Source organism: Mycolicibacterium confluentis (assembly GCF_010729895.1).
Lineage (GTDB): Bacteria > Actinomycetota > Actinomycetes > Mycobacteriales > Mycobacteriaceae > Mycobacterium > Mycobacterium confluentis.
The window spans coordinates 2,736,853-2,758,485 of record NZ_AP022612.1 but is presented as its reverse complement, the minus strand read 5'-3'; the positions used below and the strand labels follow the sequence as shown (position 1 = coordinate 2,758,485).

At 68.4% G+C, this 21,633-nt stretch carries 20 protein-coding genes; 18 read left to right on the top strand and 2 right to left on the bottom strand.

Features of this window, described 5'->3' with window-relative positions; translation table 11 throughout:
• Window positions 1-32: 32 nt before the first annotated feature.
• The 14 genes from G6N34_RS12750 (at window position 33) to G6N34_RS12685 (ending at window position 15,826) form a co-directional block, all read left to right on the top strand.
• The gene (locus G6N34_RS12750) at window positions 33-1,358 is read left to right on the top strand and encodes a bifunctional 3,4-dihydroxy-2-butanone-4-phosphate synthase/GTP cyclohydrolase II (RefSeq protein WP_085154871.1); all 1,326 of its coding nucleotides are present in this window, start codon (window positions 33-35) and stop codon (window positions 1,356-1,358) included.
• Complete coding sequence (gene ribH, locus G6N34_RS12745; protein ID WP_085154830.1) at window positions 1,355-1,837, top strand: 6,7-dimethyl-8-ribityllumazine synthase; 483 nt, start codon at window positions 1,355-1,357, stop codon at window positions 1,835-1,837. Before G6N34_RS12750 ends, ribH begins: the two co-directional genes overlap by 4 nt.
• On the top strand, window positions 1,834-2,286 hold the full coding sequence (locus tag G6N34_RS12740) for a PH domain-containing protein (protein ID WP_085154828.1): 453 nt from the start codon (window positions 1,834-1,836) through the stop codon (window positions 2,284-2,286). The genes ribH and G6N34_RS12740 overlap by 4 nt, the downstream gene beginning before the upstream one ends.
• 95 nt (window positions 2,287-2,381) lie before the next feature.
• Window positions 2,382-4,418 (top strand): excinuclease ABC subunit UvrC, encoded by a 2,037-nt coding sequence (uvrC, locus tag G6N34_RS12735; protein ID WP_085154827.1) that lies wholly within the window; start codon window positions 2,382-2,384, stop codon window positions 4,416-4,418.
• Window positions 4,415-5,338, top strand: coding sequence for an RNase adapter RapZ (gene rapZ / locus G6N34_RS12730; RefSeq protein ID WP_085154825.1), 924 nt, complete (start codon window positions 4,415-4,417; stop codon window positions 5,336-5,338). The genes uvrC and rapZ overlap by 4 nt, the downstream gene beginning before the upstream one ends.
• A complete protein-coding gene (locus tag G6N34_RS12725) occupies window positions 5,335-6,384 on the top strand; it encodes a gluconeogenesis factor YvcK family protein (protein WP_085154823.1) in 1,050 nt (349 codons plus the stop codon). The genes rapZ and G6N34_RS12725 overlap by 4 nt, the downstream gene beginning before the upstream one ends.
• Window positions 6,381-7,358, top strand: coding sequence for a DNA-binding protein WhiA (gene whiA / locus G6N34_RS12720; protein ID WP_109788629.1), 978 nt, complete (start codon window positions 6,381-6,383; stop codon window positions 7,356-7,358). The genes G6N34_RS12725 and whiA overlap by 4 nt, the downstream gene beginning before the upstream one ends.
• 53 nt (window positions 7,359-7,411) lie before the next feature.
• Complete coding sequence (locus tag G6N34_RS12715; RefSeq protein WP_085154820.1) at window positions 7,412-8,842, top strand: glycosyltransferase family 2 protein; 1,431 nt, start codon at window positions 7,412-7,414, stop codon at window positions 8,840-8,842.
• 93 nt (window positions 8,843-8,935) lie between these two features.
• Entirely contained in the window at window positions 8,936-9,958 is a 1,023-nt protein-coding gene (gene gap, locus G6N34_RS12710; RefSeq protein ID WP_068255985.1) for a type I glyceraldehyde-3-phosphate dehydrogenase, read from the top strand.
• Between the two features lie 5 nt (window positions 9,959-9,963).
• The gene (locus G6N34_RS27990) at window positions 9,964-11,178 is read left to right on the top strand and encodes a phosphoglycerate kinase (RefSeq protein ID WP_085154818.1); all 1,215 of its coding nucleotides are present in this window, start codon (window positions 9,964-9,966) and stop codon (window positions 11,176-11,178) included.
• A gap of 9 nt (window positions 11,179-11,187) precedes the next feature.
• Window positions 11,188-11,973, top strand: coding sequence for a triose-phosphate isomerase (gene tpiA, locus G6N34_RS27985; protein ID WP_085154817.1), 786 nt, complete (start codon window positions 11,188-11,190; stop codon window positions 11,971-11,973).
• Window positions 11,974-12,052: 79 nt separating this feature from the next.
• Window positions 12,053-12,286 (top strand): preprotein translocase subunit SecG, encoded by a 234-nt coding sequence (secG, locus tag G6N34_RS12695; protein WP_085154815.1) that lies wholly within the window; start codon window positions 12,053-12,055, stop codon window positions 12,284-12,286.
• Between the two features lie 63 nt (window positions 12,287-12,349).
• The gene (gene ppc / locus G6N34_RS12690; protein WP_085154869.1) at window positions 12,350-15,157 is read left to right on the top strand and encodes a phosphoenolpyruvate carboxylase; all 2,808 of its coding nucleotides are present in this window, start codon (window positions 12,350-12,352) and stop codon (window positions 15,155-15,157) included.
• A gap of 54 nt (window positions 15,158-15,211) precedes the next feature.
• Complete coding sequence (locus G6N34_RS12685; protein ID WP_085154814.1) at window positions 15,212-15,826, top strand: TetR/AcrR family transcriptional regulator; 615 nt, start codon at window positions 15,212-15,214, stop codon at window positions 15,824-15,826.
• Here the strand turns inward: G6N34_RS12685 and G6N34_RS12680 are convergent.
• A complete protein-coding gene (locus tag G6N34_RS12680) occupies window positions 15,819-16,967 on the bottom strand; it encodes a DUF1214 domain-containing protein (RefSeq protein ID WP_085154812.1) in 1,149 nt (382 codons plus the stop codon). The two genes, G6N34_RS12685 and G6N34_RS12680, sit on opposite strands and share 8 nt — an antisense overlap.
• A gap of 73 nt (window positions 16,968-17,040) precedes the next feature.
• Between G6N34_RS12680 and G6N34_RS12675 the strand changes: the two genes are divergently transcribed.
• Window positions 17,041-18,288, top strand: coding sequence for a sulfotransferase family protein (locus G6N34_RS12675; RefSeq protein ID WP_407663228.1), 1,248 nt, complete (start codon window positions 17,041-17,043; stop codon window positions 18,286-18,288).
• Between the two features lie 22 nt (window positions 18,289-18,310).
• Here the strand turns inward: G6N34_RS12675 and G6N34_RS12670 are convergent, their stop codons facing one another.
• Entirely contained in the window at window positions 18,311-18,688 is a 378-nt protein-coding gene (locus G6N34_RS12670; protein WP_085154809.1) for an ATPase, read from the bottom strand.
• A gap of 68 nt (window positions 18,689-18,756) precedes the next feature.
• Here G6N34_RS12670 and G6N34_RS12665 point away from each other — a divergent pair, with 68 nt between their 5' ends.
• The 3 genes from G6N34_RS12665 to G6N34_RS12655 are packed head-to-tail and all read left to right on the top strand — an operon-like array spanning window position 18,757 to window position 21,631.
• Window positions 18,757-19,518 carry a (Fe-S)-binding protein gene (locus tag G6N34_RS12665; protein WP_407663227.1) on the top strand — a complete coding sequence of 254 codons (762 nt, stop codon included), beginning with the start codon at window positions 18,757-18,759 and terminating at the stop codon, window positions 19,516-19,518.
• A complete protein-coding gene (locus G6N34_RS12660) occupies window positions 19,515-21,014 on the top strand; it encodes a lactate utilization protein B (RefSeq protein WP_085154807.1) in 1,500 nt (499 codons plus the stop codon). Before G6N34_RS12665 ends, G6N34_RS12660 begins: the two co-directional genes overlap by 4 nt.
• The gene (locus G6N34_RS12655; RefSeq protein WP_085154806.1) at window positions 21,011-21,631 is read left to right on the top strand and encodes a LutC/YkgG family protein; all 621 of its coding nucleotides are present in this window, start codon (window positions 21,011-21,013) and stop codon (window positions 21,629-21,631) included. The genes G6N34_RS12660 and G6N34_RS12655 overlap by 4 nt, the downstream gene beginning before the upstream one ends.
• Window positions 21,632-21,633: the final 2 nt, after the last annotated feature.

Here is a 21,633-nt window from a genome sequence, read left to right as displayed (position 1 = left end):
TGGTCCTTCACGGGACCGGCGAGGTGGCACAGATGACGAGGCTTGACACCGTCGAACGGGCGGTGGCCGATATCGCTGCGGGTAAGGCCGTCGTCGTCATCGACGATGAGGACCGAGAGAACGAAGGCGATCTGATCTTCGCGGCCGAGAAGGCCACGCCCGAGTTGGTGGCCTTCATGGTCCGCTACACCTCCGGTTACCTGTGCGTCCCGCTCTCCGGCGAGGTCTGCGACCGACTCGGTCTGCTCCCGATGTACGCCGTCAACCAGGACAAGCACGGCACGGCCTACACGGTCACCGTCGACGCCAGGCTTGGCGTCGGCACCGGAATCTCGGCGTCGGACCGCGCCACCACCATGCGACTGCTGGCCGACCCGAACGCCATCGCCGAGGACTTCACCAAGCCGGGGCATGTTGTGCCCCTGCGCGCCAAGGACGGCGGCGTGCTGCGCCGCCCCGGCCATACCGAGGCCGCGGTCGACCTGGCCCGGCTCGCCGGACTGCAGCCCGCGGGCGCCATCTGCGAGATCGTCAGCCAGAAGGACGAGGGCGCCATGGCGCGCACCGAGGAACTGCGCGTCTTCGCCGACGAACATGACCTCGCGCTGATTTCGATCGCCGACCTCATCGAATGGCGCCGCAAGCACGAGAAGCACATCGAGCGCATCGCCGAGGCCCGCATCCCCACCCGTCACGGCGACTTCCGCGCCGTCGGTTACAAGAGCATGTACGAGGACGTCGAGCACGTCGCGCTGGTCCGTGGTGAGATCTCCGGACCGCACAGCGACGGCGAGGACGTGCTGGTGCGCGTGCACTCCGAGTGCCTGACCGGCGATGTCTTCGGGTCGCGGCGCTGCGACTGCGGCCCGCAGTTGGACGCCGCGATGGCAATGGTGGCCAACGAGGGCCGCGGCATCGTGCTGTATATGCGCGGCCATGAGGGTCGCGGCATCGGCCTCATGCACAAACTGCAGGCCTACCAGTTGCAGGACGCTGGCGACGACACTGTCGACGCCAACCTGAAGCTGGGCCTGCCCGCCGACGCGCGGGACTACGGGATCGGCGCGCAGATCCTGGTCGACCTGGGTGTCCGGTCGATGCGGCTGCTGACCAACAACCCGGCCAAGCGCGTGGGCCTGGACGGCTATGGACTGCACATCATCGAGCGCGTGCCGCTGCCGGTGCGCGCCAATGCCGACAACATTCGGTATCTGCTGACCAAGCGTGACAGGATGGGCCACGACCTCACCGGGCTCGATGACTACCACGAGTCGACCACGATGGACGGCTACGACGAGGCCGTCTACCTGCTTGGTGACCGGCATCAGGCCCCGACGGACCTGGGCGGAAATTCGTGAGCGGAGGCGCCGGGGTTCCGGAGATGCCCGAGCTCGACGGCTCGACGATCTCCCTGGCGATCGTCGCCAGCACGTGGCACACCACGATCTGCGATGCGCTGCTCGACGGCGCCCTGCGGGTCGCGAAGGCCGCGGGAGTGGCCGAACCCACCGTCGTGCGGGTGCTCGGTGCGATCGAGATTCCCGTCGTGGCCCAGGAGCTGGCCCGCAGCCACGATGCCGTCGTCGCCCTCGGCGTCGTGATCCGGGGTGGCACACCGCATTTCGACTACGTCTGCGATGCCGTCACGCAGGGCCTGACACGGGTCTCACTCGACGCCGCGACGCCGGTGGCCAACGGTGTGCTCACGACCAACACCGAGGAGCAGGCGCTGGACCGTGCGGGTCTGCCCGGCTCTGCGGAGGACAAGGGTGAGCAGGCGGCCGCCGCGGCGCTGAGCACGGCCCTGACTCTGCGCGACCTGCGCGCAGCCCGGTGAGCGCGTCGCCGGGCACGGAGTGGGACCTGGTGGTCCGTCCGCATCTGGCACCCCGGTTCGCCTATGGTGCGGCGTTCGTCATCGCGGCCGCGCACATCACCGTCGGAGCCCTGCTCAAGGTCAAATCCAGCGGCGTGATCTTCCAGACCGCCGATCAGGTGGCCATTGGCGCGCTGGGCATCGTGATCGCCTGCGTGGTGCTGCTCTTCGCCCGCCCGCGGCTGCGGGTCGGTCCGGCCGGCGTGTCCGTGCGGAACCTTGTGGGCGACAAGCTGGTTGACTGGGAGCAGGTCCAGGATCTGTCCTTCCACCGTGGGGCACGCTGGGCGCGGCTCGACCTGCCCGACGATGAATACATCCCCGTGATGGCGATCCAGGCCATCGACAAGGCGCGGGCTGTGGACGCCATGGACGGCGTGCGCACGCTCATCGACAAATACAAGAGCTGACACCTCTCGCCAGCAGTCTCGGCGGTGTGACGGGACGCACGTGCGCGGCCGCAGTCGTGGCTCGGGGTTGTCGGCGCGCCGACTAGGCTGGACCGGTGCCCGATCCATCGACCTACCGACCCCCTCCGGGTTCGATTCCAGTCGAGCCGGGCGTCTACCGGTTCTCCGACCCGCACGGGCGTGTCATCTACGTCGGCAAGGCCAAGAGCCTGCGCAGCCGCCTGACGTCGTACTTCGCCGACATCTCGGGACTGCACCCCCGAACCCGCCAGATGGTGACCACCGCGGCCAAGGTCGAGTGGACGGTGGTGAACACCGAGGTCGAGGCGCTGCAGCTCGAGTACAACTGGATCAAGGAGTACGACCCGCGGTTCAACGTGCGTTACCGCGACGACAAGTCCTATCCGGTGCTGGCGGTGACGCTCAACGAGGAGTACCCGAGGCTGTCGGTCTACCGCGGTCCGCGGCGCAAGGGTGTCCGCTACTTCGGCCCCTACTCGCACGCCTGGGCCATCCGAGAGACGCTCGACCTGCTCACCAGGGTCTTTCCGGCGCGCACGTGCTCCGGCGGAGTGTTCAAGCGGCACAACCAGATCGGCAGGCCCTGCCTGCTGGGTTACATCGACAAGTGCTCGGCACCATGCGTCGGCCGGGTCAGCGCCGACGAGCACCGCCGAATCGTCGAGGACTTCTGCGACTTCCTCTCGGGCCGCACCGACCGCTTCGCGCGTGAGCTCGAACACAAGATGATCGCCGCGGCCGAGGAGTTGGACTTCGAGAGGGCCGCGAGGCTGCGCGACGACCTGTCGGCCCTGCGGCGCGCGATGGAGAAGCAGGCCGTGGTGCTCGGCGACGGCACCGACGCCGACGTGGTGGCCTTCGCCGACGACGAGCTTGAGGCGGCCGTCCAGGTGTTCCACGTGCGGGGCGGCCGAGTCCGCGGCCAGCGTGGCTGGATCGTCGAGAAGGCAAGCGAACCAGACGAACTCGAAGGCGGCGTCGAGGCGCAACTGGTGGCGCAGTTCCTCACCCAGTTCTACGGCGAGCAGGCGGAGTTGGGCGGGGCCAGCGACTCCGGCGGTGACGAGGCCGCCAACCCCGTCCCGCGCGAGGTGCTGGTGCCCCGGCTTCCCGACGACGCCGACGAACTGGCCGAATGGCTTTCGGGACTGCGTGGCTCGCGCGTGGTGCTGCGGGTGCCGCAGCGCGGCGACAAGAAGGCGCTGGCCGAGACCGTGCACCGCAACGCCAAGGAGGCGCTGCAGCAGCACAAGCTCAAACGCGCCGGCGATTTCAACGCCAGATCCGCTGCGCTGCAGAGCATTCAGGATGCGCTCGGCCTGGCGGAGGCGCCGCTGCGTATCGAATGTGTCGACATCAGCCACGTCCAGGGCACCGACGTGGTGGCTTCGCTGGTGGTGTTCGAGGACGGTCTGCCGCGTAAGTCCGACTATCGGCACTACGGCATCAAAGAGGCCGCGGGAGACGGGCGCTCCGACGATGTCGCGTCGATCGCCGAGGTCACCCGGCGCCGGTTCTGGCGTCACGTCCAGGACCGCGCGCAGCCCGAAGACTTCTCCGCAGAAGGCAAGTCGCGGAAGTTCGCTTATCCGCCCAACCTGTTCGTCGTCGACGGCGGCGCGCCGCAGGTCAACGCCGCGGCCGCGGTTCTGACCGAGTTGGGTGTCACCGACGTGGCGGTGATCGGCCTGGCCAAACGGCTCGAAGAGATCTGGGTGCCGGGTGAGCCCGACCCGGTGATCATGCCCCGCAACAGCGAGGGGCTGTATCTGCTGCAGCGCGTGCGCGACGAGGCCCACCGGTTCGCGATCACCTACCATCGCAGCAAGCGATCCAAACGCATGACGGCCTCGGTGCTCGACGCGGTCCCGGGGTTGGGGGAACATCGCCGCAAGGCGCTGGTCACCCACTTCGGCTCGGTGGCGCGGCTCAAGAAGGCCTCAGTGGAGGAGATCACCTCGGTGCCCGGCATCGGGCCGGCGACGGCGGCCGCGGTGCTCGAGGCGCTCGGCGTGACGGTCGCCGACCCGCCCGCCGTGGATTCGGTGGGATCGGCCCCAAGCGAGATTCCGGTGAGTGATGATGACATCGCGCAACGGGCAGCACGATGACGGACGGTATTGACGAAGTGGCACGCGAAACTGGGGCCGGTGAGGTCGACGCTGACTCGGGTATCGACGTGGTTCTGGTCACCGGCCTGTCTGGTGCCGGGAGGGGCACCGCGGCCAAGGTTCTCGAGGATCTGGGCTGGTATGTCGCCGACAACCTGCCGCCGGAGTTGATCACCCGGATGGTCGATCTCGGACTCGCCGCGGGTTCGCGCATCACGCAACTCGCGGTCGTCATGGACGCGCGGTCCAGGGGATTCACGGGCGACCTGGACTCAGTGCGCAGCGAATTGGCCACCCGGAACATCACGCCGCGGGTCCTGTTCCTCGACGCCTCCGACGAGATGCTGGTGCGCCGCTACGAGAACAACCGGCGCAGCCACCCGATGCAGGGCGATCTGACCCTGGCCGAGGGAATCGCCGCCGAACGCACGATGCTGGCCCCGGTGCGGGCCTCGGCCGACCTGGTCATCGACACCTCGACGCTGTCGGTGCGGGCACTGCGCGAGAGCATTGAACGCGGCTTCGGGGCCGAGACCGTGCCCGACATCAGCGTCACGGTCGAGTCGTTCGGGTTCAAGTACGGGCTGCCGATGGACGCCGACATGGTGATGGACGTCCGGTTCCTGCCCAACCCGCACTGGGTGGACGAACTGCGCGATCACACCGGTCAGCACCCCTCGGTGCGGGATTACGTGCTGGGTCAGCCGGGTGCCGACAGGTTCCTCGACACCTATCATGAACTGCTGGGATTGGTGGTCGACGGCTACCGTCGAGAGGGCAAGCGCTATATGACAGTGGCCATCGGCTGCACGGGTGGGAAGCATCGCAGCGTCGCGATTGCCGAGGCGCTGGCGGCCCGGCTCAGCAGCGGCAATGACCTGTCGGCGCGGGTTCTGCACCGGGATCTGGGCCGCGAATGACGGTCGAACGCATCGTCGCACTCGGCGGCGGCCACGGCCTCTACGCGACGCTGTCGGCGGCCCGTCGGCTCACACCCCATGTCACCGCGGTGGTGACCGTCGCCGACGACGGCGGCTCCTCGGGCCGGCTGCGCAGCGAACTCGACGTCATTCCGCCCGGTGACCTGCGAATGGCGCTGGCGGCCTTGGCATCCGACAGTCCGTACGGCCGGCTGTGGGCCACCATCATCCAGCATCGCTTCGGTGGCAGCGGGGCACTGGCCGGACACCCGATCGGCAATCTCATGCTGGCCGGACTGTCCGAGGTGCTGGGCGACCCGGTCGCTGCCCTCGACGAACTGGGCCGCGTCCTAGGGGTCAAGGGCCGCGTGCTGCCGATGTGCCCGATCGCGCTGCAGATCGAGGCCGACGTCGCGGGTCTGGAGTCCGACCCGCGGATGAGTCGCGTGATCCGCGGTCAGGTGGCGGTCGCCACGACACCGGGCAAGGTGCGGCGTGTGCGCCTGCTGCCCGGCAATCCGCCGGCCACCCGGCAGGCCGTCGACGCCATCATGGACGCCGACCTCGTGGTGCTCGGCCCGGGTTCGTGGTTCACCAGCGTGATCCCGCACGTCCTGGTGCCCGGCCTGCTTGCTGCCCTGCGTGCGACCACGGCGCGGCGCGCGGTGGTGCTCAATTTGGCCGACGAACCGGGGGAGACCGCGGGCTTCTCCGCCGAGAGACATCTGCACGTGCTTGCCCAGCACGCACCCGATTTCACCGTCAACGACATTGTCGTGGACGTCAACCGAGTGGCCAGCGAGCGTGAGCGCGACCAATTGATTCGAACCGCCGGCGTGCTGAATGCTCAGGTGCAGTTTGCTGACGTGTCTCGACCTGGTACACCATTACATGACCCGGCGAAGTTGGCGGCGGCGTTGCAGGCGGTGTGTGAGCGGGGGAACGAGCCGGCGCTGCCGACGACGCCGTCGATTCCGACTGTGAACCCCGCCGATGTCGATGGACCGCATGTGCTTGGACCGAGAGGTGACGACCCGTGGCGATGACGGCCGAGGTTAAGGACGAACTGAGCCGCTTGGTGGTGAAATCCGTCAGCGCGCGGCGCGCCGAGGTGGCCTCGCTGCTGCGGTTCGCCGGCGGGCTGCACATCGTCGCGGGCCGCGTGGTGGTCGAGGCCGAGGTGGACCTCGGCATCATCGCCCGTCGGCTGCGCAAGGACATCTTCGACCTGTACGGCTACAACGCGATCGTTCATGTGCTGTCGGCCAGCGGTATCCGCAAGAACACCCGCTACGTCGTGCGGGTCGCCAAGGACGGCGAGGCGCTGGCCCGGCAGACCGGCCTGCTCGACCTACGGGGCCGGCCCGTGCGCGGGCTGCCCGCCCAGGTGGTCGGCGGCAGCGTCGCCGACGCTGAAGCCGCGTGGCGGGGCGCCTTCCTGGCGCACGGATCGCTGACCGAACCGGGCCGGTCCTCGGCGCTGGAGGTCAGCTGCCCCGGACCTGAGGCCGCACTCGCGCTCGTCGGCGCGGCACGCCGCCTCGGCGTCGGCGCCAAGGCCCGCGAGGTCCGCGGCGCCGACCGCGTCGTGGTGCGCGACGGTGAGGCCATCGGCGCCCTGCTGACCCGGATGGGCGCCCAAGACACCCGGCTGACGTGGGAGGAGCGCCGGATGCGGCGCGAGGTCCGCGCGACGGCCAACCGGTTGGCCAACTTCGACGACGCCAACCTGCGCCGGTCGGCGCGTGCGGCCGTCGCCGCGGCGGCCCGCGTCGAGCGCGCGCTGGAGATCCTCGGCGACACCGTGCCCGATCACCTCGCGACCGCGGGCCAGCTGCGCGTCGAGCACCGGCAGGCGTCCCTGGAGGAGCTGGGCCGGCTGGCCGACCCGCCGATGACCAAAGACGCTGTGGCCGGCCGGATTCGCCGCCTGCTCTCAATGGCCGACCGCAAGGCCAAGCAGGACGGCATCCCGGACACCGAATCCGCGGTCACGCCGGAACTGCTCGAAGAGGCCTGAGCCTCCTCGGTGAACCCGGCGCGCGACGGTCGCGTGTACCTGTCATCGACGCGTTGACAGAAACACTGGCCTTGGCGCGCCAGCGCGCATCCTCCCGGCTCGCGCCCCCGCCGACGCCGGTGCGCAGCGTGGTGATCCACCTCGCGGTGCTGGTGCTGTGGGTCGCCCTGTTCCTGCTGGCCTTCGGCCGCGGCGGAGTGATTGCGTGGTCCGTCGGGCTGGCCTATCTGGCCTACGACCTGGCACTGCTGATCTTCACGGGCTGGCAGATCAGCCGCATCACGACCAGAGATGCCGCGGCCGCGCCGGCCGCCGGCGGTTTAACCCTCGGCGTGCTGGTCGCCGCGCACAACGAGGCGACGGCGCTGCCCGTGACGCTGACGGCGCTGCTGAATGCGGACCGCGCACCGGACCAGATCGTGATCGCCGACGACGGTTCCTCCGACAGCACCGCCCGGATCCTCACCGAGCAGTTCGGGCTGCGCGACGGCGGCGTGCCCACGCGGATCGGGCAAACCGTGGTGCTGTGGCTGCGCCTGCCCCACGCGGGCAAGGCGTCGGCCCTCAACGCGGCCCTGACGGCCTGCACATGTGACGTCATCCTGACGGTCGACGCGGACACGGTCGTCGAGCCAGGGGCAATCAAGGCTGTGCGGCAGGCATTTTCGGCCGAGCCGGACCTCGTCGGCGTGACCGGGGTGATCACCCCGGTGTGTGCTCCGGGAGCGCGGGGGCAGGTCCTGCAGTGGTTTCAGACGTATGAGTACATCCGCAACTTCCTGGGCCGCTACGCCTGGATGCGCATCGACTGCCTGCAGTTGATCTCGGGCGCCTTCGCGGGTTTCCGGCGCAGCGCGGTGGTCGAGGTCGGCGGTTTCGACAACGCGTGCCTGGTCGAGGACTACGAACTGGTGGCGCGCCTGCAGCGCTACGCGGGCGAGCACCACCTGTCGTGGCGGTTCCGCGCGCTCGGCGACGCCCAGGCCCGCACCGAGGCGCCCGGGACCCTGCTGGCGTTCCTGCGCCAGCGTCGCCGCTGGTTCGGCGGCTTCCTGCAGACCCAGTGGTGGTACCGCGCGATGGTCGGCGATCGTCGCCTCGGCGCGCTGGGCACCGTGATGCTGCCGATCAAGGCGCTCGACACCGTGCACCCGTTGTACGGGCTCACGGCGCTCGCCCTGCTGGCGTCCTTCCTGATCTCGGGAAGGTTCGACATCCTGGGCCCGGTGCTGCTGGTGGTGGCCGGCAAGCTCGTGATCGACATGGCCTTTGCGGCCTGGTCGGTGCGCCGATACCGGCACTGGACCGGCGATCCTGGCCGCGCCAGCATGGCCGGAAGTGCGCTCGCGACCCTGGTGGCTCCGTTCACCTTCACGCTGCTCCTTCACGCAGGTGCGGCCCTCGGTTGGGTCGCATTCCTGGGTGGCACTGCGCGGTGGGGCAGCCAGCGCCGATTCGGGATGACGTCGCCCGCGGGCGGGTAAGCCCACCAACCTGCACGAGCGAACATCGGCCCCACTAGGCTGACGTGCGAGCAGTCAACCCATCTCTGGTACGTGGAGCAAGAGGAGAATCAAGTGACAATCCGGGTAGGCGTGAACGGCTTCGGCCGCATCGGACGCAACTTCTTCCGCGCCCTGGACGCACAGAAACAGGCTGGCAAGGCCGCCGACATCGAGATCGTCGCGGTCAACGACCTCACCGACAACGCCACGCTGGCGCACCTGTTGAAGTTCGACTCGATCCTGGGCCGCCTGCCCTACGAGGTGAGCCTCGAGGGTGAGGACACCATCGTCGTCGGCGACACCAAGATCAAGGCCCTCGAGGTCAAGGAGGGCCCGGCGGCCCTTCCCTGGGGCGACCTGGGCGTCGACGTCGTCGTCGAGTCGACCGGCATCTTCACCAAGCGCGAGAAGGCTCAGGGCCACCTCGACGCGGGCGCCAAGAAGGTCATCATCTCGGCCCCGGCCAGCGATGAGGACATCACGATCGTTCTCGGCGTCAACGACGACAAGTACGACGGCAGCCAGAACATCATCTCGAACGCCTCGTGCACCACGAACTGCCTCGGCCCGCTGGCCAAGGTCCTCAACGACGAGTTCGGCATCGTCAAGGGCCTGATGACCACGATCCACGCCTACACCCAGGATCAGAACCTGCAGGACGGCCCGCACGGCGACCTGCGTCGTGCGCGCGCGGCGGCCCTGAACATCGTTCCGACCTCAACCGGTGCCGCCAAGGCCATCGGCCTGGTGCTGCCGGAGCTGAAGGGCAAGCTCGACGGCTACGCGCTGCGGGTGCCGATCCCCACCGGCTCGGTCACCGACCTGACCGCGGAGCTGAAGAAGTCGGCGAGCGCCGCCGACATCAACGCCGCGATGAAGGCCGCCGCCGAGGGCCCGCTCAAGGGCATCCTGAAGTACTACGACGCGCCGATCGTGTCCAGCGACATCGTCACCGACCCGCACAGCTCGATCTTCGATTCGGGTCTGACCAAGGTCATCGACAACCAGGCCAAGGTCGTGTCCTGGTACGACAACGAGTGGGGCTACTCCAACCGTCTCGTCGACCTGGTTGCCCTGGTCGGCAAGTCGCTCTGAGTCTCATGACCGTCAAGACTCTCGACGATCTTCTCGCCGAAGGCGTTTCGGGTCGGGGCGTCCTGGTGCGCTCCGACTTCAACGTCCCCCTCGACGACGAGCGCAACATCACCGACCCGGGCCGCATCATCGCCTCGCTGCCCACGTTGAAGGCGCTGTCGGATGCCGGGGCCAAGGTCGTCGTGACCGCCCACCTGGGCCGGCCGAAGGGTGAGCCCGACCCCAAGTTCTCGCTGGCCCCGGTGGCCAAGGAACTGGGGGAGCGGTTGGGACGGCACGTGCAGTTGGCCGGCGACGTCGTCGGCACCGACGCGCTGGCCCGTGCCGAGGGACTGACCGACGGCGACATCCTGCTGCTGGAGAACATCCGCTTCGATCCGCGGGAGACCAGCAAGGACGAGGCCGAGCGCATCAAGCTGGCCAAGGCCCTGGTGGAACTGGTCGGGGACGACGCGGCGTTCGTCAGCGACGGCTTCGGCGTGGTGCACCGTAAGCAGGCGTCGGTCTACGACGTCGCCAAACTGCTGCCGCACTACGCGGGCACGCTGGTGGCCGCTGAGGTCAAGGTGCTGCAGCAGCTGACCGAGTCGACGGAGCGTCCGTACGCCGTGGTGCTCGGCGGTTCGAAGGTGTCCGACAAGCTCGCGGTCATCGAGAACCTGGCAACCAAGGCCGACAGCCTCATCATCGGTGGCGGTATGTGCTTCACATTCCTTGCCGCCCAAGGGCTTTCGGTCGGCTCCTCGCTGCTGCAGGAGGAGATGATCGAGACCTGCGCCAAGCTGCTGGACCAGTTCGCCGACGTGATCCACCTGCCGGTGGACTTCGTGGTGGCCGAGAAGTTCGCGGCGGACTCACCGCCGGAGCATGTGGCGGCCGATCAGATTCCGGACGGCCGGATGGGTCTGGATATCGGGCCCGAGTCGGTCAAGCGGTTCAGCGCGCTGCTGTCCAACGCCAGGACGGTGTTCTGGAACGGCCCGATGGGCGTGTTTGAGTTCCCGGCCTTCTCGTCGGGCACCAAGGGGGTGGCCGAGGCCATCATCGGTGCCACCGAGAAGGGTGCGTTCAGCGTCGTCGGCGGCGGTGACTCGGCTGCGGCCGTGCGCCAGTTGGGTCTGCCCGACGACGGCTTCTCGCACATCTCCACGGGCGGCGGCGCCTCCCTGGAGTACCTCGAGGGCAAAGAATTGCCCGGTATCGCCGTTCTGGAGAGCTGAGGAGTTCGCGTGTCACGTAAGCCGTTGATCGCCGGCAACTGGAAGATGAACCTCAACCACTTTGAGGCCATCGCTCTGGTGCAGAAGATCGCGTTCTCGTTGCCCGACAAGTACTTCGACAAGGTCGACGTCACGGTGATCCCGCCGTTCACCGATCTGCGCAGCGTGCAGACGCTGGTCGACGGTGACAAGCTGCGCCTGACCTACGGCGCCCAGGACGTGTCCCGGCACGACTCGGGGGCGTACACGGGCGAGATCAGCGGGGCCTTCCTGGCCAAGCTGGGCTGCACGTTCGCCGTGGTCGGCCACAGCGAGCGGCGGACCTATCACGGTGAGGACGACGCCTTGGTGGCCGCCAAGGCCGCTGCGGCGCTCAAGCACGGCCTGACCCCGATCGTCTGCATCGGCGAAGGTCTCGACGTCCGTGAGGCCGGCAGCCACGTCGACTACAACGTGGCCCAGCTGACCGGCTCGCTGGCCGGCCTGTCGGCCGAGCAGATCGCGTCGGTCGTCATCGCCTACGAGCCTGTGTGGGCCATCGGTACCGGACGGGTGGCCAGTGCGGCCGACGCCCAGGAGGTCTGCGGCGCGATCCGCAAGCAGTTGGCCGAGCTGGCGTCGCCTGCGGTCGCCGACTCGGTGCGGGTGCTCTACGGCGGTTCGGTGAACGCCAAGAACGTCGGCGAGATCGTTGCGCAGACCGACGTCGACGGGGCGCTGGTGGGCGGTGCCTCGCTGGACGGCGAGCAGTTCGCGATGCTGTCCGCGATCGCCGCGGGTGGCCCCCTTCCCTGACAGACAGTGATTTCGGCGCGGAGACCGGTGCTGAGCGCCGGTTTTCGCGTCGAAATCACGTCCGTGTAGGCTGGCCCGCATGGAAATGGCCCTTCAAATCATCCTGGTGGTCACCAGTGTTCTGGTGGTTCTGCTGGTGCTGCTGCACCGCGCCAAGGGTGGTGGCCTGTCCACGCTGTTCGGTGGTGGCGTGCAGTCGAGCCTGTCGGGTTCGACCGTCGTCGAGAAGAACCTCGACCGGCTCACGCTCTTCGTGACCGGCATCTGGCTGGTGTCCATCGTCGGGATGGCACTGCAGCTCAAATACAGCTAGCGGCGTGCGTCACACGCCGTCACCCGGCGTGCGCATGGGTTCTGCTGCGCCGATACTTGGATGATGGCGCAAGGACCCGACACCGCTCTGGAGCCCATCGGCTCCGTCCGCCGCACCCAGGTCGGTCGTGAAGCCACCGAGCCCATGCGGGAGGACATCCGCCTGCTCGGCGCCATGTTGGGCGACACCGTCCGTGAGCAGAGCGGTGAAGAGATCTTCGACCTCGTGGAACGTGCCCGGGTCGAATCGTTCCGCGTCCGGCGTTCCGAGATCGACCGCGCCGAACTCGCCGAGATGTTCAGTGGCATCGAGGCGAAGAAGGCCATCCCCGTCATCCGCGCCTTCACGCACTTCGCGCTGCTGGCCAACGTCGCCGAGGACATCCATCGCGAGCGTCGCCGCGCGGTCCACGTGGCCGCCGGGGAGCCGCCCCAGAACAGCAGCCTGGCCGCCACCTACCGCAAGCTCGACGCCGCCGACCTGGATGCCGACACCGTCGCCGAAGCCCTGACCGGTGCGCTGGTGTCGCCCGTGATCACCGCGCATCCCACCGAGACCCGGCGACGCACGGTCTTCGACACGCAGCACCGCATCACCGAACTCATGCGTCTGCACGCCAAGGGCGAGGAGCGCACCTCCGAGGGCGGCAGCATCGACCTGGAACTGCGCCGGCAGATCCTGATGCTGTGGCAGACCGCGCTGATCAGGTTGTCCCGGTTGAAGATTCAGGACGAGATCGAGACCGGCCTGCGGTATTACCCGGCGGCTTTCTTCGAGGTCATCCCCGCGGTGAACGCCGGGGTGCGTCAGGCGCTGCAGGCTCGCTGGCCGGGTGCGGATCTGCTGCCTCAGCCGATTCTGCGGCCCGGATCCTGGATCGGCGGTGACCGCGACGGCAACCCGAACGTGACCGGTGACGTGGTGCGCCTTGCGACCGGCAGCGCGGCCTACACCGCGTTCGCGCACTACTTCACCGAATTGACCGCCCTCGAGGAGGAGCTGTCGATGTCGGCCCGCCTCGTGACGGTCAGCGACGACGTCGCTGAGCTGGCCGACGCCTGCCACGAACCGGCCCGCGCCGACGAACCGTACCGGCGCGCACTGCGCGTCGTGCATGCGCGACTGACCGCGACCGCGGCCGACATCCTGGATCGCCAGCCCGAACACGTGCTGGATCTCGGCATGCCGCGGTACTCGACGCCCGGTGAACTGCTGGCGGATCTCAATGTCGTCGACTCCTCGCTGCGTGCGCACGGAAGCGCGCTGCTGGCCGACGACCGGCTGGCGCGGCTGCGAGAGGCCGTGCACGTCTTCGGGTTTCATCTCAGCGGCCTGGACATGAGGCAGAACTCCGATGTGCACGAGGAGGTTGTGACTGAACTGCTGGCGTGGGCCGGTGTGCACTCGGACTACGCGTCGCTGCCGGAGCAGGCCCGTGTGGCGCTGCTGGTCGCCGAGTTGTCGACCCGTCGCCCGCTGGTCGGGCCGGGCGCCCAGTTGTCGGAACTGGCGCGCAAGGAACTCGACATCGTGCTCGCGGCGGCCCGCGCCGTCCAGGTGTTCGGTGCGCAGGCCGTGCCCAACTACATCATCTCGATGTGCCAGTCGGTTTCGGACATGCTCGAGGCCGCGCTGCTGCTCAAGGAGGCGGGCCTGCTCGACGCGTCAGGCGAGCACCCGTACTGCCCCGTGGGGATCGTGCCGCTGTTCGAGACCATCGACGACCTGCAGCGTGGGGCGCAGATCATGACCGACGTGCTGGCGCTGCCGCTGTACCGGGGAATCGTGCATGCGCGCGGCGAGAGCCAGGAGGTGATGCTCGGGTACTCGGACTCCAACAAGGACGGCGGATACCTTGCGGCAAACTGGGCGCTGTACCGCGCCGAGTTGGACCTCGTCGAGATGGCCCGGGACAACGGAATTCGGCTGCGGCTCTTCCACGGTCGCGGTGGCACCGTGGGACGCGGCGGCGGCCCCAGCTACGACGCGATCCTGGCGCAGCCACCCGGTGCGGTCAGCGGGTCGCTGCGGATCACCGAGCAGGGTGAGGTGATCGCCGCCAAGTACGCCGAACCGCGCAGCGCGCACCGCAACCTGGAGACGCTGCTGGCGGCCACGCTCGAGTCCACCCTGCTCGACGTCGAAGGGCTTGGGGACGCCGCCGAACCGGCGTACGCCGTGCTGGACGACCTGGCGGCCCGCGCGCAGCGTGCGTATGCCGAATTGGTGCACGAGACACCGGGATTCGTCGAGTACTTCAAGGCCTCGACACCGGTCAGCGAGATCGGCGCGCTCAACATCGGCAGTCGGCCCACCTCGCGTAAACCCACCACCAAGATCTCCGACCTGCGCGCCATCCCGTGGGTGCTGGCCTGGAGCCAGTCGCGCGTGATGCTGCCGGGCTGGTACGGCACCGGCACCGCGTTCGAGCAGTACATCGCCGACGGCGGCAAGGACAGTGCCGCTCGCATCGAGGTGCTGCGCGATCTGTACAAGCGCTGGCCGTTCTTCGCGACCGTGCTGTCGAACATGGCGCAGGTGTTGTCGAAGGCCGACATGGGTTTGGCGGCACGCTACGCCGAACTCGTCGACGATCCCGATCTGCGGTCGAGGGTGTTCGACAAGATCGTCGCCGAGCACGACCGGACGATCGCGATGCACAAGCTGATCACCGGCCATGACGACCTCCTGGCCGACAACCCGGCCCTGGCCCGGTCGGTGTTCAACCGGTTCCCCTACCTCGAACCGCTTAACCACCTGCAGGTGGAACTGCTGCGGCGCTACCGCTCCGGCGATGACGACGAACTGGTGCAGCGGGGGATCCTGCTGACGATGAGCGGCCTGGCGTCCGCACTGCGCAACAGCGGCTGACCTCGGGGCCCGCCGTTACACTGACGGCACGGAACGTTTCACAGGACGGGCGGTATGGGACGCAGGGGATGGCGGGGTGCGCCGCCGGGCGATGACGCCGAAGCCCGGAAGCGGATCATCGACGCCGCGCTCAGAATGCTCGAACGGCATGGGCCCGAACGCACCACGCTCTCGCACGTCGCGGCCGACCTCGGGATCACGCGGCCCACGATCTACCGGCACTTCGCGACCAGCGACGAACTGATCGCCGCGGCGGCCGATGCCGCGCTCGGAGGATGGACCGCACGTGTCGGCGAACGGACCGTCGGCGTCGAGGACCCGACCGAACTCCTGGTCGAGGCCGTCGCGCACCTGATCGAGCGCCTGCCCGACGAAGCGCTGCTGACGCGACTGCTCGACACCGACCAGGCCCGCTCGATCAGCCGGCGAATGGTGCAACCGGATTCGATCCAGCGGTCACGAACCATGTTGGAGCACAGTGCCATCGACTGGGCCGCGCTGGGCTGGTCGGGAGCGGCGATGGATGATCTGGTCGAGTACCTGCTGCGGCTGATCCAGTCGATGGTGATCGCCCCGTCCACACCGCCGCGCTCACCGGATCAACTGCGGACCTACCTGCGTCGGTGCATCGGACCGGTGCTCGCGTCCCGAGGCGCGCCCATCAACTGACCGACCGTGGGGCGTCGGCCGCGGCGACGAGCGAGATGACCGGCGGTTCGGGCAGGTCGGCGGCGTGAAACCAGCGGAACGACATCAATCCTTCGTGATGGTCCTTGGTCGAGATCGCGTTGGGATGCTCAAGCTGCTCCCGGCTGATGACCAGGGTCACCGTGCCGTCCCTGTTGGGCACCGCGGTGCCGGAATTGATTCCGGCGCGGCCGTATTCGACGTCGAGGGCGGCCATGTACTGGTTCCACAGGGTGAAGTTCCAGAACCTCGCCACGGGATGACGCGACGTGATCACCAGCGCTTCACCGGGTTCCAGGGAGAACCCGCCGAGGCAGTAGCACGCGTCCTGCATCGAGTAACCGTGCGTCGCACCGCCGGCCCGATAGGGCGGTGCCAGGGTGTTGATGCTCAGGTTCTGTCCGTCCGCCAGTTCGACGGGCTTGCGTTCGGTCAGGATCAGCGGGATAAGGGCGTACATGTCCTGTGCGAACCGCAGTGCCGCGCGCAGTGACTTCGCGATGTCGTCGTCGGATTTCGCCGGTGCGACAGGGCGACCCGCATGATCGATGACCTCGATGTTCCAGTCGACCCGTCGCTCGGTGGCCGGGAACTCGTGGTAGTCGCGGGTGATGATGCCGCGTGCGTCGGGGGAGAGTTCGATGAAGGGTCCGTCGTAGCCCGCGGGGCGGCGCGGTCCCAGCACGCACGAGAAGCGCCCCTCGTCGTCCAGAGGCATATCGGTGTCGTACAGCAGGCCGACCGTGCGGTTGGGCCACGCACCGGGTTCGGGTTCGTTGTAGACGGTCAGGGAGTACATGACGCTGTCGCCTGCGCTGCCGCTGACTCGGTAGGTGCGATGGGGGTCGACCACGGCGTAGCTGTAGTAGCAGTCGGTGTTGTCCCCGCCCCAGCGGCGGTCCGGGCGGAACGGCGTGAGGTTGTCGATGAACCGAGGGGCCACCGGGTCGGTGAAGAGGTGCATGTCAAGTGAGAGTGCGAGCATCGTCGCGAGGTTCTGGTAGCCCTCGGCGACGGCCTGCTGGCCGCGGACCGCCTTCGGGCCGTCGAGGAACTGCTGGTCGAAATCGGCGAAGGCGCTGAGCAGTTCGCGCCAGGCGGCGGCACTCTCGGGGGCGGACATGGCCGTCATCCTAACAACATACAATGTGACGATTCGTGTAAATTCTGTAATGGTGTCGGTTAGGGTGCCGGATGTGACCACCTCCTCTTCGGCCATCCACGTCACCGATCTGGCCCGCCCGACTTTCACGCCGGAGGCCCAGGCGATCATCGACGGGATGGCGGCCATGGCCGACTACTGTCCGCTGACCGCTGAGGCGTTGCACGAACAGGCCAGCGCCCAGACCGGGCTCACCGACTTCGGCTCGCAGGACTACCGGGAACGCATGGACGTGCTGCTCGCGGCATTCCAGGAACTGCCCAGCTTCACCGCATTCGGCCGCACGTACGCGTTCTCGCTGATGCTGACCTTCCTCAAGGGCAGGCTTCGGGTCATCGACCACCTCAACCACCACCCCGAGATCTTCGACCTCGAGGTCAAGGCGCCGTTGGTGATCGCCGGTCTGCCGCGCACCGGCACCACACATCTGCACAGCCTGCTGGCCGCCGACCCGGCGCTGCGGTCGCTGCCGTACTGGGAGGCCCAGGAACCGTTGCCCGCGCCCGGCGAGGAGGGCACGATCGAACCGCGGCGCCAACGCACGGGCGACGCGCTCAACATCTCGAACACGCTGATGCCCTACTTCCAGTTGATGCACGAGATGACGATCGACCACATCCACGAGGACATCGGCCTGATGGTGCAGGACTTCGCCAGCGGGTTCTTCACCACGCTGACGCATCTGCCGCGATGGTCGGACTACCTGCGCGACAACGACCAGACGCCGGGCTACCAGTTTCTGCGAATGATGCTCCAGGTGTTGCAGCATCAGGACGGATACCACCGGCGCTGGGTGCTCAAGAGCCCGCAGCATCTCGAGCAGTTCGTGCCGTTGCTGAAGGTCTTCCCGGATGCGACGTTCATCGTCACGCACCGGGATCCGGTGGACGTCAGCGTCTCGATGGCCACGATGATGACCTACACCATGCGGATGAGTGTCGACGAGGTAGATGTCGAGACCGTGGCGGGCTACTGGATCACCCGCATCGAGGAGATGCTCACCGCGTGTATGCGCGACCATCACCTGCTTCCACCCGAGCGCACCATCGACGTGCGGTTCGACGAGTTCATGGCCGACGACCTCGCGATGGTGCAGAGGGTCTGGGACACAGCGGATTACGCGCCGACCGAGGAGTCGCGGCGCGCTGTCGCGGACTACCTGGCCGGACACACCCGCGGCAGGCTGGGGCGGATCGACTACCGCGCCGAGGACCTCGGCCTGGACCGCGATGACCTGCGCCGGCGGTTCGCGCCCTACGTGGAGCGCTTCGTGGCGGTGTGAGCGCCCATCCTCGCCCGTAGCTCTAGAGGCCCGTGCGGTGGCGCACCGCGGTGATCGCACCGCGCACCGCGTGCTCGGTCGCCGTCAGCGGTGACGTCACCGCCTCGCCGACCTCGACCATGCGCTCGACGCGGTCGACGATCGCCTCGAGGCGGTCCATCACCGCGAGCAGTCGCGGCGCCAACTCGTCGATGCTGCTGATGGTCGCGTTGAAGCGCTCCATCGTCGCATCGAGGTTGTCGGTCGAATGTTTCAGAGCCTCCAGGGTCTCCGACAGCCCCTGCAGCACCGTGTCGACCTGCCCGACGGTCACGTCGGCGTTGAGTGCCGCCTGCGCGAGAGTCTTGATGCGTTGCTGGGCGGGTCGCGAGCGACCGGCGCTGACCTCTTTGTCTGCCATGGCAGCCAGTATCACCCGGGCACCGCCTCCCGCGAGGCCGGTTGTCTGACGGCCTCAGACGTGATGAGGTGGACAGAGTGACCAGCCCTCACCGGGTGGCGTTGTTCGCCACCTGCTTCAACGACGTCATGTGGCCCGAGACGCCCAAGGCGGTCGTGCGTCTGCTGCGCCGCCTGGGCTGCGAGGTCGACTTCCCGGTGCGGCAGACCTGCTGCGGGCAGATGTTCACCAACACCGGCTACGCCGACGAGGCCATCCCCGCCGTGCGCGCCTTCGTCGAGGCGTTCGGCAACTACGACGCCGTCGTCGCACCGTCGGGTTCCTGTGTGGGCTCGGTGCGTCATCAGCACAGGCTGATCGCGGCCCGCGCCGGCGACCCGCACCTGGCTGCGCAGGTGGAGGCGCTGGCACCCAGGGTGCACGAGCTGTCGGAGTTTCTGGTCGACGTGCTGGGGGTCGTCGACGTGGGGGCTCACTTCCCGCACCGCGTCACCTACCACCCGACGTGTCACTCGCTGCGCATGCTGCGGGTCGGTGACCGCCCGCTTCAACTGCTGCGCGCCGTGCACGGCATCGACCTCGTCGAACTCCCGGCCGCCGACCAGTGCTGTGGTTTCGGCGGCACCTTCGCCCTCAAGAATGCGGGCACGTCGGTGGCCATGGGGCTGGACAAGGCGCGACATGTGCGGGAAACGGAGGCCGAAGTGCTTGTCGCGGGCGACAACTCGTGCCTGGCGCACATCGGCGGCATCCTGTCGCGCGAGCGCAGCGGCGTGCGGGTGCTGCACCTCGCGGAGATCCTGGCCGCCACCGAGGACAGCCCCGCATGACCGGCCACCCGCACGTCGGCGTGACCGCGGCCTTCCTCGGCATGCCCAAGTTCCAGGTGGCCGCCGAGGCCGCGCTGAAGAACACGGTGCAGCGCCGCAACCTGGCCCACGCCACCGCCACAATCCGCACCAAACGCGCCAACGTCGTCGCCGAACTGCCCAACTGGGAGCAGTTGCGGCTGGCCGCCGAGGCCATCAAGGACAACGCGCTGCTGCGCCTCGACGAGCACCTGGAGGCGTTCGAGGCCAATGCGACGGCCGCAGGTTCCACCGTGCACTGGGCCCGCGACGCCGAGGAGGCCAACCGCATCGTCGTCGACCTGGTGCGTGCGGCAGGCGCCACCGAGGTGGTCAAGGTCAAGTCGATGGCGACCCAGGAGATCGAGCTCAACGAGGCACTGGCCAACGTCGGAATCGCCGCCTGGGAGACCGATCTCGCCGAACTGATCGTGCAACTCGGCGACGACTGGCCCAGCCACATCCTGGTGCCTGCGATCCACCGCAACCGCGCCGAGGTCCGCGAGATCTTCCTGCGGGAGATGCACAAGGTCGGCAGGCCCGCACCCGCCGACCTCACCGACGAACCGAAGCGACTCGCCGAGGCCGCACGCCTGCACCTGCGGGAGAAGTTCCTGCGCGCCGAGGTCGCGATCTCCGGCGCCAACTTCGCGATCGCCGAGACCGGCAGCCTCGTGGTCGTCGAGTCCGAGGGCAACGGCCGAATGTGCCTGACCCTGCCCAAGACCCTGATCTCCGTCGTCGGTATCGAGAAGGTGCTGCCGTCCTGGCGTGACCTCGAGGTCATGCTGCAGGTGTTGCCGCGCAGCAGCACCGGCGAACGCGAGAACCCGTACACGTCCATCTGGACCGGTCCCGCCGACGGCGACGGACCGCAGGACATGCACATCGTCCTGGTCGACAACGGCCGGACCGCGGCGCTCGCCGACACCGTCGGCCGTCAGGCGCTGCGATGCATCCGCTGCTCGGCCTGCCTCAACGTCTGCCCGGTGTACGAGCGGGCCGGCGGCCACTCCTACGGATCGGTGTACCCGGGGCCGATCGGCGCCGTGCTGACCCCGCAACTGCGCGGCACCACAAGTGATGTCGACAAATCCCTGCCGTACGCGTCGAGCCTGTGCGGCGCCTGCTTCGACGTGTGCCCCGTGCGCATCGACATCCCGGCACTGCTGGTGCACCTGCGGACCCGGGTGGTCGACGAGAGTCGGGGTGGCCTGCCGTCGGGAGAGAGCCTCGGCATGACGGCCGCGAGTTGGCTGTTCGCCGACCATCGTCGCTTCGAGACCGCCCAAGTGGCGGCCGAGCTGGGTGGGAAGACGTTGCGCAGCAGGCTGTTCGGATCAAAGAAAGTGCTGCGCAGGCTGCCGTGGCCGGCCAGTCGATGGTCCGGTTCGCGTGACGTCCCGGTGCCGCCGACCGAGTCGTTCCGATCGTGGTGGGAACGCACCGACGGCGGACGCACGGAGGAGGGGCAGTGAGCGCGCGCGACGAGATCCTCGGCCGTGTCCGGGCCGCGCTGTCGGACCGCCCCGTCGTCGCGGGCGTGTCGTGGGAGTATGGGCGGGCGGTCAGCACCGGCGCCGAGGATGTGGTGGCCAGGTTCGCCGAACGCACCGCCGACTATCGCGCCACGGTGCAGAGGGTGGCGACACCCGACGTCGCGGATGCGATCGAGTCGGCGCTGCGGCGCGTCGGGGCGGCCATCGTCATCGCCGACACACAGGCCCGGATGCGGTGGGGCAGCACCTCCTGGCTCGAGGACACCGGCCTGAGCGCCACCGAACTCGACCGTGTGGACGCCGTCGTGACCGCGGCGACGGTCGGCATCGCCAACACCGGCACCATCGTGCTGGACCATGGGCCCGGCCAGGGAAGACGCGCACTGAGCCTCGTGCCCGATGTGCACGTCTGCGTGGTGGCCGTCGAGCAGATTGTCACCGACGTCCCGGAAGCCGTTGCGCGCCTGGTCGAATCGGGTGTGCACACCAGACCTCTGACCTGGATCAGCGGGCCCAGTGCGACCAGTGACATCGAACTCGACCGGGTGGAGGGCGTGCACGGGCCACGCACGCTGCACGTGATCGTCGCGGGCTGAAC

Excerpts from the sequence above, each read along its gene's own strand:
- G6N34_RS12670 (WP_085154809.1), bottom strand. The coding sequence starts at position 18,688 with ATGGCAGACAAAGAGGTCAGCGCCGGTCGCTCGCGACCCGCCCAGCAA.
- G6N34_RS12725 (WP_085154823.1), top strand. The coding sequence starts at position 5,335 with ATGACGGTCGAACGCATCGTCGCACTCGGCGGCGGCCACGGCCTCTAC.
- G6N34_RS12680 (WP_085154812.1), bottom strand. The coding sequence starts at position 16,967 with ATGTCCGCCCCCGAGAGTGCCGCCGCCTGGCGCGAACTGCTCAGCGCC.
- secG (WP_085154815.1), top strand. The coding sequence starts at position 12,053 with ATGGAAATGGCCCTTCAAATCATCCTGGTGGTCACCAGTGTTCTGGTG.
- G6N34_RS27990 (WP_085154818.1), top strand. The coding sequence starts at position 9,964 with ATGACCGTCAAGACTCTCGACGATCTTCTCGCCGAAGGCGTTTCGGGT.
- G6N34_RS12750 (WP_085154871.1), top strand. The coding sequence starts at position 33 with ATGACGAGGCTTGACACCGTCGAACGGGCGGTGGCCGATATCGCTGCG.
- G6N34_RS12685 (WP_085154814.1), top strand. The coding sequence starts at position 15,212 with ATGGGACGCAGGGGATGGCGGGGTGCGCCGCCGGGCGATGACGCCGAA.
- ppc (WP_085154869.1), top strand. The coding sequence starts at position 12,350 with ATGGCGCAAGGACCCGACACCGCTCTGGAGCCCATCGGCTCCGTCCGC.
- whiA (WP_109788629.1), top strand. The coding sequence starts at position 6,381 with ATGACGGCCGAGGTTAAGGACGAACTGAGCCGCTTGGTGGTGAAATCC.
- G6N34_RS12660 (WP_085154807.1), top strand. The coding sequence starts at position 19,515 with ATGACCGGCCACCCGCACGTCGGCGTGACCGCGGCCTTCCTCGGCATG.
- rapZ (WP_085154825.1), top strand. The coding sequence starts at position 4,415 with ATGACGGACGGTATTGACGAAGTGGCACGCGAAACTGGGGCCGGTGAG.